General features: G+C 71.7%; 11 protein-coding genes and 1 other RNA gene. 7 read left to right on the top strand and 5 right to left on the bottom strand.

The genetic code is table 11. The annotated features are described in order from the left end of the window. Positions 1–88: 88 nt before the first annotated feature. Positions 89–901 (bottom strand): hypothetical protein, encoded by an 813-nt coding sequence (locus AC5L38_RS41950; protein ID WP_495248399.1) that lies wholly within the window; start codon positions 899–901, stop codon positions 89–91. Positions 902–1,269: 368 nt separating this feature from the next. Between AC5L38_RS41950 and AC5L38_RS41945 the strand changes: the two genes are divergently transcribed. Both AC5L38_RS41945 and AC5L38_RS41940 read left to right on the top strand, forming a co-directional pair. Next, positions 1,270–1,938, top strand: a complete 669-nt coding sequence (locus tag AC5L38_RS41945; protein WP_495248398.1) for a hypothetical protein — start codon at positions 1,270–1,272, stop codon at positions 1,936–1,938. A 20-nt stretch (positions 1,939–1,958) separates the two neighbouring features. Beyond that, the gene (locus AC5L38_RS41940; protein WP_495248397.1) at positions 1,959–2,369 is read left to right on the top strand and encodes a tyrosine-type recombinase/integrase; all 411 of its coding nucleotides are present in this window, start codon (positions 1,959–1,961) and stop codon (positions 2,367–2,369) included. Between the two features lie 34 nt (positions 2,370–2,403). Here AC5L38_RS41940 and rnpB read toward each other — a convergent pair. The 4 genes from rnpB to AC5L38_RS41920 form a co-directional block, all read right to left on the bottom strand. Continuing rightward, an RNA gene (gene rnpB, locus AC5L38_RS41935) (RNase P RNA component class A) lies at positions 2,404–2,798 on the bottom strand. Between the two features lie 242 nt (positions 2,799–3,040). Further along, complete coding sequence (locus AC5L38_RS41930; protein WP_495248396.1) at positions 3,041–4,585, bottom strand: histidine phosphatase family protein; 1,545 nt, start codon at positions 4,583–4,585, stop codon at positions 3,041–3,043. After that, entirely contained in the window at positions 4,582–5,322 is a 741-nt protein-coding gene (locus AC5L38_RS41925; protein WP_495248395.1) for a zinc ribbon domain-containing protein, read from the bottom strand. Before AC5L38_RS41925 ends, AC5L38_RS41930 begins: the two co-directional genes overlap by 4 nt. Then, positions 5,319–6,155, bottom strand: coding sequence for a Nif3-like dinuclear metal center hexameric protein (locus AC5L38_RS41920; protein WP_495248394.1), 837 nt, complete (start codon positions 6,153–6,155; stop codon positions 5,319–5,321). The genes AC5L38_RS41925 and AC5L38_RS41920 overlap by 4 nt, the downstream gene beginning before the upstream one ends. Positions 6,156–6,294: 139 nt before the next feature. Here AC5L38_RS41920 and AC5L38_RS41915 point away from each other — a divergent pair, with 139 nt between their 5' ends. From AC5L38_RS41915 to AC5L38_RS41895, 5 genes are all read left to right on the top strand, one after another. Next, positions 6,295–7,734, top strand: a complete 1,440-nt coding sequence (locus tag AC5L38_RS41915; RefSeq protein WP_495248393.1) for a flavin-containing monooxygenase — start codon at positions 6,295–6,297, stop codon at positions 7,732–7,734. Between the two features lie 152 nt (positions 7,735–7,886). Beyond that, entirely contained in the window at positions 7,887–8,918 is a 1,032-nt protein-coding gene (locus AC5L38_RS41910) for a dipeptidase (protein ID WP_495248392.1), read from the top strand. A 254-nt stretch (positions 8,919–9,172) separates the two neighbouring features. Continuing rightward, a complete protein-coding gene (locus AC5L38_RS41905) occupies positions 9,173–10,339 on the top strand; it encodes a GNAT family N-acetyltransferase (RefSeq protein ID WP_495248391.1) in 1,167 nt (388 codons plus the stop codon). After that, positions 10,336–11,436, top strand: coding sequence for an o-succinylbenzoate synthase (gene menC, locus AC5L38_RS41900; protein WP_495248390.1), 1,101 nt, complete (start codon positions 10,336–10,338; stop codon positions 11,434–11,436). Before AC5L38_RS41905 ends, menC begins: the two co-directional genes overlap by 4 nt. Continuing rightward, on the top strand, positions 11,421–11,558 hold the full coding sequence (locus tag AC5L38_RS41895) for a hypothetical protein (RefSeq protein ID WP_495248389.1): 138 nt from the start codon (positions 11,421–11,423) through the stop codon (positions 11,556–11,558). Before menC ends, AC5L38_RS41895 begins: the two co-directional genes overlap by 16 nt. The last annotated feature ends 73 nt before the right edge of the window (positions 11,559–11,631 follow it).

Genomic DNA, 11,631 nt, shown 5'->3' with positions numbered 1-11,631 from the left:
GCCAGCGTGCGCTCCTGGATCTGCCGGGCGAGCTGGGCCCGCAGCTGCTCGAACGGCGGCACCGGCGAGGCCGCGTCGATGACGATCATCAAACGCTCATGACCCGCCGGGCCACCGTCACACTCGGCGGCATCCTGGACTGGAGGGCGACGAACGCGGCCGGGACCAGGAGCAGGTAGGCGACCGCGGCGACGCCCCACCAGCCGGGCGCGGTGCCGAACAGCAACACCGTGGGCAGCGCCAACTGCATATTCGGCATGATCCGATCGCGAACGTCCTCGACGCGCATGATGACGTCGGCGGTCAGCGACTCCTCGTCCTGCGCCACGACCGGACGCCGCAGCAGGTGGCGCAGCTGCAAGACGGTGATGGCCGTCACGCCGAACAGGCCGATCAACGAGACGACGGCCAGCTGCCGCACGGTGGGATCGGGAACGGCCAGGGCGCTCCCGGCCAGCACCATCGCACCGGCGAACGTGCCGGCCGCGAAGACGGCGTACGGCCGGCCGAGCAGGACCTGCCAGCCGGGCTGGACGAGATGGGCGGCCCGGCGCGACAGCGTCGCGCCCGCCCGCCGGTCGACGCGTCGCACCCACCGGTCGAGCAGCGACTGTGCCAGCAGCAGCCCGACCACCAGCGCGGCCAGGATCAGCTGCGACAGCGGGCGATCCGGCGGCAGGCCGCCGAAGGCGGACCTGACGGCGAGCGCGCTCGCGATGATCAGCACGCCCGGGACGACCAGAGTGGCGAGGCGGGCGCGTCTGCGGACCGCCAGCCGGCTGGCCAGCAGAGGGGTCGGGCGGGCACCGGCCAGATCGTGCCAGGCCAGCCACTCGCCCGCCCGTCGCAGATCGGCCTCACGCACCGGCGGACCGGCGTCCGGCAACGGTTCGCGGGTCATGACACCTCCTTTGTCGCAAGCTTTGTAGCAACATAATGCGTCAAGCATTGCGACAAAGTCAACGGCACATGAGCTCTCGCCGTCTCGACAGCACGAGCCCCGGCGCGATTCCGGACCGTCTGCGACCGGTGACACGAGTCCCACCCCGGCCCCGGAGAAACGAAGCGCCCCGAGCACAGGCGCGTGCCGACCGCCGAGCACGGACAGAGGTGCGCCGCTGCTCCGGCATGAGGTGGTGCTCGCCGATGTGCGGGGACGCACGGCCCTGTTGCCGTGCTTCGCCGCCGGGCGGCTGAGCATGCGCCCCTCCCACCATCTGAGTACGGGAACGGATGGCTCACGGAGCCCCCGTCGCCCACCGTCAAGGCATGGAGACGAACGCATCGAAGGCAGCGGGCCTCACCCCGTTGCGTCCGCACCACACAGGGATGGCCGCCGTCGCGGGCGCGGTCGCCGGAGCCGTAGTCGGGCCCGAGACATCAGCGATCTTCGGCCTGGGGATCGGCGGACTGTCCACCATCGGCGCCCCCTTCGGCGCCGCCGCCGGTGTCCTGGTCGGCATCGCCGCGCGAGATCTGCTCACGCGGGGCACGCCCCGCTCCGAACACGCGGAGCGTCGGGCGTCCTGGGCGACCACCGTGGCGGCGGCCCTCCTGGTAGGCGGCGCGGTGTTGTCAGCGGTCTTCTGGGACGTGGCCCGCCGCGAAGCCCCGGGGTTGGACGGGATCCTCGTCATGCTCTCACTCCCACCGACCGCGATCCTCATCGTCAGCCTGACAGCGCTCGCCGTGGGCGTCCTGCGTCGGCGGGCCACCGCCCGCTGGGCCGCGGTCGTCGTGTCGATCTGCGCCTGCGCCGCCTTCTTCTCACAACTGCTGGCCGAACTGTCCCTCCTGGTACGAGGCCCAGGCTGGGCAGCCCGCACCCAGACCCCCGTGTGGGGGGTGTCCGTCTTTCAGGCGGTGTTCCTCGTGGCGATCCCCATCGTGGTCACGGCTCTCCTGCTGTCCTCAACGGCACGCCGCGACTTCAAGTAACCGAACGGGGACCACAACCTATGGCCCGAGTCGTCAAACCATGTCCGAACATCCGGGTCAACTCCACTCTCCGAGCACGTCGCAAGTTCGGTGCCGATGACGCTCTCTTCACCACTGGCCGGGGCAACCTGATTAACCGATCCCACTTCAACGACAAGATCTGGAAGCCGGCGCTCTTGAAGGCTGGGCTTCCCGAAGACGCGACGTTCCATAATCTACGCCACTCCTTTGCCAGCACGGCACTGGCACAGGGCGTGCCCGTCTCGGATGTGAGCAAGTGGCCGGGGCACGCGTCGATCACAGAGACCGTGGACACGTACGGGCACCTCGTGCCCGAAGCTGACACGACCGTACGAACCGCGATGGATGCGGCGTACGACGCCGTACCGGAAGAGCCTCGTGCTGACCTGGTGCTGACTTCTGGATCATGAATGACCGAAAGGACCAGATCAGAAGCGGTAAGGGCGGACGAGTCGGCCTGTAGGCCGGGTTTTGTCCTTCACTTGCGTGAAGGGGCGACCATCCATCTAGGGCCGACGTTGCCGACGGCCTCAAGCGGTCTACCCGCGCGGCTCGGGCGAGCAGCCCTCAAGCGTCGCGCGCGGGACGCTCCGGAGAGCGCCCCTTCTTGACCTTGCTCCGGGTGGGGTTTACCGAGCCGCCCACGTCACCGTGGGCGCTGGTGGTCTCTTACACCACCGTTTCACCCTTACCTCGTCTCGCGACGAGGCGGTCTGTTCTCTGTGGCACTTTCCCGCGGGTCACCCCGGGTCGGCGTTACCGACCACCCTGCTCTGTGGAGCCCGGACCTTCCTCGGCGGGTCTCAGAAGAGACCCGACGCGGCCGCCCGGCCGGCTCGTCCGCCGTGTTCCAAGCCTAACGGTTCCCAAGTGGACTCCAACCGAGCGGCAAGTCGTCCGCGCTGGAATACGGATCAAGCACGACACGACGGACGAGCACCGGGAGAACCGATGAGAGCACCGACGACCGCTCCCGCACGCCACGAGGACGCCGGCGCCGGCCACGGTGAAGGACACGGTGGCGTACGGGTGTTCCACAGCCTCGGCGGCCGAGGTCTGTCGTGGACGTGAGACCGCCGGTTCAGCGCAGGTGCGAGGTGTCGTTGAACGCCTTCACCACCGCGGGACCGTCGGCGTAGTACTCGATCAGGGACAGGGCTGACAGGTCGAGATGCATGCGGTACAGCGCGCCGAGGGGAGCGAGCAGCGCGAACCGCAGCAGCATCTTGATCGGCGTGACGTGGGAGACGGCGAGGACCGTCTTGCCCTCGTAACGCTCGACCAGCATGTCCCCGGTCGCCTGGACCCGCCGCGCCGCCTCCCCGAAACTCTCCCCACCCGGCGGCGCGGCGGACGGGTCCGCCAGCCACGCGGCGAGCTCGTCGGGCCAGCGACGCTGGATCTCCGTGAACGTGTGGCCTTCCCAGTCTCCGAAGTCGGTCTCCCGCAGCCCCTCCTCGACGAGGACCTCGAGCCCGGCCCTGGCCGCGATGATCTCCGCGGTGGCGCGGGCGCGCCTGAGCGGCGAGCTGACGATCACCTGGATGCCGTACGGTTTCGCGGCCAGTTTGGCCGCCGCGGCCTCGGCCTGGGCGATGCCGTTGGGCGTGAGCTCGGGGTCGCCGAGCCCGGAGAACCTGCGCTCGACGGACAGGGGCGTCTCACCGTGCCGGAGCAGGTAGAGCGAGGTCGCGACGGAGGTGGGCGGGCGCCAGCCGGTGCCCGGACTCGTGGGGGTGGCCGTCCGGGCCGCTCGCTCACGCGTGGTGGCTCCGCCGCCCCCGTTTCCTTCGGAGTCACCGGCCCCCAGGGCGTTGGTCCCAAGGCCGCCGCTGCCGGAGTCGTCGGCGTCAGGGACGCCGTCGCCGAGGTCGCCGGTGTCGAAGAGAAGGAGGTCCTCGGCGGGAGCCGTGCGCGTGGCGGGGGGATTGTTTTTAGAGGCGCCTCTGCCTGAGGTGCCGCTTCGGGGAGCGCCGCTGTCAGAGGCTCGGCTTCCGGAGGCGCCACCGCCGGAGGCTCGGCTGCCGGAAGCACCGCTTTCCGAGACTCGGCTGCCGGTGGCGCCGCTTTCGGGGGCTCGGGTTCCGGAGGCGCGGCCACCGAGGGGGCCGCTTCCCGGGGCGCCGCCTCCGGACGCCCGTCCGCCGCTCGCCTCCGTGGCGGAGGAGCCCGAGGCGGAGGAGCCCGAGGGGGTCCAGGCGCGCCCCTTGGCGGCGGCGTCCATGGCCTCGTTGGCCAGGCGGTCGGCGTCCTTGTTCTTCTCGCGGGGGATCCAGCGCCAGGTCACCTTCAGGCGCCTGGCGAGGGCCGCGGCCTCCAGGGCGAGCGGGCGCAGGCCCTCGTTCTTGACCTTCCAGCGCCCGGCCATCTGCTCGACGACCAGCTTGGAGTCCATCCGGACCTCGACCTTCGCGCCGTCGCCGGCGAGGTCGAGGAGGGAGGTCAGGCCCGCGATGAGCCCGCGGTACTCGGCGACGTTGTTGGTCTGGGTGCCGATCGACGCGGCGCTCTCGACCAGCACCTGGCCGTCGGCGGCGTCCTTGACCACGGCGCCGTAGCCGGCCGGACCCGGGTTGCCGCGCGAGCCGCCGTCGGCCTCGACGACATAGGAGGGCACAGGGCTCACAGACCGGACTCGGCGGTACGGACGAGGATCCGGCGGCACTCCTCGCAGCGGATGACCTCGTCGTGGGAGGCGGCCTTGATGCGGTTGATCTCGGCGATGGACAGGCTCGTACGGCAGCCGAGGCAGCGGGCTCCCTGGAGCATCGCGGCGCCCACCCCGGACTGCTCCTTGAGCTTTCCGTAGAGGGTGAGCAGGTCAGCCGGGATGTCCCCGGCGACCCCGGCGCGCTTCCCCTGGAGCTCGTCCTTCTCCTTGTCGATCTCGGCGAAGGCCGCGTCCCTGCGGTCCTCGGCGGTGCCGCGGGTGCCCGCGAGCTCGTCGCGCTCGGACACGAGCTTGGTGACCTGCGCGTCGGCCGCCTCGCGGCGCTCCATGATCTCCAGCACGACCTCCTCCAGATCGCCCTGCCTGCGCTTCAGGGAGACGATCTCGGACTGGAGGCTGGCCAGGTCCTTGGGGGAGGACACCTGTCCGGAGTCGAGGCGCTTCTGGTCGCGCTCGGCGCGGGTGCGGACCGAGTCGACGTCGGCCTCGGCCTTGGTCTGCTCGCGGGCGAGGTCGCCGGACTCGGTCTCGGCGGCGATCACCTGGGTGGCGATGCGGGCGATGCGCCCGGAGAGCTCGTCGATCTGGGCCAGCTCGGGCAGGGTGCGTCGGCGATGGGCCAGCCGGTCGATGGCGGAGTCGAGTTCGGCCAGGTCAAGCAGACGCTTCTGGGCCGCAGGGGCTGCTTTCACGTGAAATCCTCGCACTTTGCTGTTGTGTTCCAGGCGTCCGTGACCGTCTCGGATACGCGCGTCTCAACAGTAATCCCCCTGGCGGCCGACGCGGACGCGAGATGACGCGCCGCGTCGGCGAGCCAGGGCCATTCGGTGGCCCAGTGGGCCGCGTCGATCAGCGCGGGGCCGTCCGAGGCCTCCATGAACTCGCTGGCCGGGTGGTGGCGCAGGTCGGCGGTGAGGAAGACGTCCACCCCGGCGGCGCGGGCCGTTGCGAGGAGGGAGTCTCCCGATCCCCCGCTGACCGCGATCCGCTGGACGGGGCGGCCGGGGTCTCCGGCGACCCGCAGGCCGCCCGCCGTGGCGGGGAGCCCTCCGGCGGCCCGCCGGGCGAACTCGGCGAGGGAGACGGGGGCCGGCAGCGAGCCGACCCGGCCCAGGCCGCGCCGGGGGTCGTCGGCGGCGGGGCTGAGCGGGACGAGCGGGCCGGTCAGGCCGACGGCGCGGGCGAGCGCGTCGGAGACGCCGGGGTCGGCGACGTCGGCGTTGGTGTGGGCGGTGAAGAGCCCGATGTCGTTCTTGATCAGCGTGTGGACCAGGCGGCCCTTGAAGGTGGTGGCCGCGACACTCGTGGTGCCGCGCAGGTAGAGCGGGTGGTGGGTGACGACGAGGTCGGCGCCCCAGTCGAGGGCCTCCTCGGCGACGACGGCCACCGGGTCGACCGCGAACAGGATCCGGCGCACCTCGGCGGAGGGATCCCCGCAGACGAGCCCGACGGCGTCCCACGACTCCGCCCATCGCGGGTCGTAACGGGACTCCAGCTCGGTGACGATGTCGGCAAGCGTAGGCACGTGCGCAGACTATCGGCCCATCCCGGACGGCTCGTCACAGCGGCTTTCCGGGGATTTCCCCAGTGATTGTTCCCGTGGCTTCCCCGGCGCGGGCGGATCGCCTAGCGTAAGTGGACACTGACTCCCGGAGGGCGTGCCCATGAGGCCGAATGTCGCGATCATCGGTGCCGGATTCGGCGGACTGTGCATGGCCATCCGGCTGGAGAAGGCCGGCATCCGCTCGTACACGATCTTCGAGAAGGGTGCCAACGTCGGGGGAACCTGGCGCGACAACACCTATCCGGGGGCGGGCTGCGACACTCCCTCGCATCTCTACTCCTTCTCCTTCGAGCGATACTCCAGCTGGACGCGCCGCTACGCCGGGCAGCCGGAGATCCTGAGCTACCTGGAGGGGTGCGCCGACAAGTACGGCCTGCGTCCCCACATCCGGCTGAACACCGCGGTCACCTCCGCCACCTTCGACGAGTCGCTGGGCAGGTGGCGGGTCCGCACGGCGGACGAGGAGGAGTTGTTCGACGTGGTGGTGTCGGCCGTGGGACAGCTCAACCGGCCCCAGCTGCCCGACATTCCGGGAATGTCGGCGTTCAACGGCGCGTCCTTCCACTCCGCGCGCTGGGATCATTCCGTCGACCTGGCGGGCAGGCGGGTGGCCGTGATCGGCAACGGGTCGTCGGCGGCGCAGTTCATCCCGAAGGTGGCCGAGGTCGCCGGGCACCTGGACGTCTTCCAGCGGACCCCCAACTGGGTGATCCCCAAGCCGGACGCCGTCTTCGGCCCCCGCATGCGGACGGCCTTCCGCCGCGTGCCGCTCCTGCAGCGCGCCTACCGCGAGTGGATCTACCGGTACGCGGAGAACACCCTCTACCCGGCCCTGGCCGGGGGCTGGACCACGGACCTGCTGCGCAAGCACGCCCTCGGGCACCTGCGCGACCAGGTCCCCGACCCGCTGCTGCGGGCCAAGCTCACCCCCGGCTACCCGCTCGGCTGCAAGCGGGTCGTCGTCGACAGCGGCTTCTATCCCGCGCTCACCCGCCCCAACGTGGACGTCGTCACCGACCGGATCGTCCAGATCCTCCCCGAGGGCGTGGAGACCGCCACCGGTCTCCACGAGACGGATGTGATCATCTACGCGACCGGTTTCGAGACCTCGGGCTTCCTGGCCTCCATCCAGGTCACCGGGCGCGAGGGACGGCATCTGGCCGAGGAGTGGAAGGACGGCGCGGAGGCGTACCTGGGCATCGCCGTGCCGCGCTTCCCCAACCTGTTCCTGCTCTACGGCCCCAACACCAACCTCGGCCACAACTCGATCGTCTTCATGCTCGAATGCCAGGTCCGCTACATCATGGGCTGCCTCGCGCACCTGACCTCGCGCGGGCCGATGGAGGTCCGGCCGGAGGCGATGGCCACCTGGCGGCAGAGCGTCGACCGTGCCATGGAGGGCATGGTCTGGCAGGCGGGCTGCACGAGCTGGTACAAGAACGAGGCGGGCCGGGTGACCGGCAACTGGCCGGGCAGCGCGAGCGCCTACCGCCGCATCACCAGGGCCCCGCGCCCGGAGGCCTTCCACTTCGCGCGCTGACCCGCCCTCGCCGCTCGTTCCTCGCCGGGGACGCGCGCCGGCCCACGTCCTCGTACGAGGGCACGAGGGCACGAGGGCACGGAAGCGCGAGCCGGGCCGGGGTGCCGGTAGCGTCGTGGCGAACGAGAGCCGTCCGCGCAGAAGGGCCAGCCGTGTCCGCCGACCTCCACAGCGACTCCGTGGTCGCCGATACCCACAACGACCTGCTGATGGCCGTCACCGCCAGGCCCCCGCACCGGTGGGCGTCCTTCTTCCGGGACCGCTGGCTGCCCCAGCTGCGCGAGGGAGGGGTGAACCTCCAGGTCCTGCCGGTCTTCATCGACGACCAGTACCGTCCCGAGGGCGCGCTCCGGCAGACCCTGCGCATGATCGAGTGCGCGCACGTGCTGGCCGAGGGCAACGCCGACGCCGTACGCCTCTGCCTGGACGGGGCACAGGTCGACGAGGCGCTCGCCGAGGGCAAAATCGCCCTGGTCCTGGCGATGGAGAGCATGCCGGGCCTGGACTCCGCCGTCGAGCTGGTGCCGACGCTGTACCGGCTCGGGGTGCGGATCGCCTCCGTCGCGCACTGGGGCCGTACGGCGCTGGCCGACGGCAGCGGCGAGGACGCCACCGGCAGCAGGCTCACCGCGGCGGGGGTTGAGACGGTCCGGGAGATGGAACGGCTCGGCATGATCTTCGACATCTCCCACCTGGGCGCCTCCGGGGTGGAGCACGTGCTGGAGCTGGCGAACCGGCCGGTGATGGCCACCCACTCCTCGGCCCGCGCGCTGCGCGACCACCACCGCAACCTCACCGACGACCAGATCCGCGCGGTCACCGCGACCGGCGGCGTGGTGTGCGTCAACTTCCTGGCGGCCTTCCTCTCGGACGACCCGGCCGAGTACACCGTGGACCGGCTGGTGGACCACATCGCGCACATCGCGAGCGTGGGCGGCATCGACCACGTGGGGCTCGGCCCCGACTTCGTCCGCGAGGTCATGCACGACGTGACTCCCCCGTGCTGCGAGATGGACTACGGCGTCGACCCCTTCGCGGCCCTGCCGGGGCTGTCGGGCCCGAGCGGGCTGCCCCTGGTCACCGACGCCCTGCTCAAGCACGGCTTCGCCGACGAGGAGATCGTGAAGATCATCGGAGGGAACGTGCACCGGCTGTTCCGCGCCCAGCTGGGCAGGCCCGCTTGAACGAGCCCGGGGAGGGGCACCACCGGAGGGAGACCCCATGACGATCCCGGCCGGTACGGGCGGTTCGGCCACCGGACGGCGCATCCCCGAAGGAAACGGAACGACGACCGGCACACCGTGGAAAGAGACCGGACGACGGGCGGCTCGGGCATCGGGCGGGACACGTCCCGGAGAGAAACGGAACGGCGGATGACAGACGGTCGGGGCGTCGGGCGAGGCCTCACGAGGTGGGCGTCACGAGGAGCAGAGGGCGGATGACGGGTGATTCCCGCGACCGCGGGCTGCTCGTCGTGGAACTGGCCGAGATCGGCGAGTTCGAGGACGTCAAGCGGTTGTTCGACGGGATCTGGAATCCCGACCCCGCCGACCCGCCGGTCACGGTGGAGATGATGCGGGCGCTGTCGCACGCGGGCAACTACGTGGCGGGGGCGTACGAGGACGGGAGGCTGGTGGGGGCGTCGGTCGGCTTCCTGGGCGCTCCGGCCGGGCAGGTGCTGCACTCGCACGTCACCGGCGCCCTGGCCGGACGCGGGATCGGGTTCGCGCTGAAGCTGCACCAGCGGGCCTGGGCCCTGGAGCGCGGGCTGGAGCGGATCACCTGGACCTACGATCCGCTGGTGCGGCGCAACGCGCACTTCAACCTGGCCAAGCTGGGGGCCCGCCCGGAGGAGTACCTGCCGTCCTTCTACGGTGCGATGAGCGACGCGATCAACGCCGGGGACGAGTCGGACCGGGTGCTGGCCGTCTGGCACCTGGCCGAGCCGCACGTCCTGGCCGCCGTCCGGGGCGAGCCGCGCCGGCCGGCGATCCCGGCCGGCGCGGTGGCCTGGCTGGGCGAGCGGGACGGCGGGCCGGTGCGGGGACCGGCCGAAGCGGCCGGGGCCGCCAGGGCCGCCGGGGCCTCGACGGTGCTGGTCGCCGTACCCCGGGATGTCGAGGCGCTGCGGCGCGCCGACCCCCGGGCGGCCGGGGCGTGGCGGGTGGCCGTACGCGAGGTGCTGGGCGGCCTGCTGGAGGAGGGGGGCCGGGTGACCGGGTTCGACCGCGAGGCGGGCTACGTCGTGGAGCGGCGCCCCCGGGACGGGTCCCACCCCGCGAAGGCCCCCGGCCGGCACGAAACCGGCACCGGCACCGGCACCGGGCACGACGGCGGTACCGGGCAAGACGGCGAAACCCCGAACGACACCGGAACCGCAGGCGGCGACGCCCGGCAGGACACAGGAAATCCGCACGACGGCGACAGCCGATACAACAGCGAAACGCCACACAACGGCGACACCCAGCACAACAGCGAAACGCCACACGACGGCGACACCCGGCACGACGGCGAAATCCACGGCGCCCCCGGCGACCACGGCGCCCGCCGTGACGGGGCTCAGCGTGACGGGATCTCGTACGGCGAAGGAAAGAGAGACGCGTGAGGATCACCGGTATCGAGTTGCGGCGGGTGGCCATGCCGCTCGTCACCCCGTTTCGCACCTCCTTCGGCACCGAGACCGAACGCGACGTGCTGCTGGTGCGCGTGGTCACCCCCGACGCCGAGGGCTGGGGCGAGTGCGTGGCCATGTCCGACCCGCTCTACTCCCCCGAGTACGTCGACGCGGCCGCCGACGTGCTGCGCCGCTTCCTCGTCCCCGCCCTGCCCGCCCACGCCGACGTCCACGACGTGGGCCGCGTCCTGCACCCTTTCAAGGGCCACCGCATGGCCAAGGCCGCCCTGGAAACCGCCGTCCTGGACGCCCAGCTGCGCACGTCCGGCCAGTCCATGGCCACCTACCTCGGCGCCGCCACCGACCGCGTCCCCGCCGGCGTCTCGGTCGGCATCATGGACTCCATTCCCGAGCTCCTCGAAGCCGTCACCGGCTACCTGGACGAGGGCTACCGGCGCGTCAAACTCAAGATCGCTCCCGGCTGGGACCTGGCCCCCACCCGCGCCGTGCGCGAGCACTTCGGCCCCGACCTGCTCCTGCAGGTCGACGCCAACGCCGCCTACACCCTCACCGACGCCCCCCACCTGGCCAAACTCGACCCCCTGGACCTGCTGCTCATCGAACAGCCCCTCGCCCACGACGACCTCCTGCAGCACGCCCTGCTCGCCAAGAAGATCACCACCCCCATCTGCCTGGACGAATCCATCGAGTCCGCCCAGGACGCCGCCGCCGCCATCACCCTGGGCGCCTGCTCCATCGTCAACATCAAGCCCGGCCGCGTGGGCGGCTATCTGGAGGCCCGGCGCATCCACGACCTCGCCCGCGCCCACGGGCTGGCCGTCTGGTGCGGCGGCATGCTGGAGACCGGCATCGGCCGGGCCGCCAACGTCGCCCTGGCCGCCCTGCCCGGCTTCACCCTGCCCGGCGACACCTCCGCCTCCCGCCGCTACTACACCACCGACCTCACCCCGCCCTTCGAACTCCACGACGGCCACCTGAACGTCCCCGCCACCCCCGGCATCGGCGTCGACCCCATCCCCGCCGTCCTCGACGAGGTCACCACCTCCACCGAATGGATCCCCTTCTAGATCCGGACGGCGGTGACGGCGGTGACGGCGCGGCGGGCGCCACGACCGGCTTCGGCTTCCAGGTCAGCCGCCCCGGCGGCGACACCGCCGTCCCGGGCGCCCACACCTGCTCCGCCTCCTGAGCACGGCTCCCCCGGCGGGCCCGGACCCGGACGATCCGGCCCGCCGCGGGAGTACGTCTCGCGCGGCCCGGCC

Source organism: Streptosporangium nanhuense, from assembly GCF_059358815.1.
The sequence above is the reverse complement of the archived record's forward strand: the minus strand, read 5'-3'. Positions and strand labels throughout refer to the sequence as shown.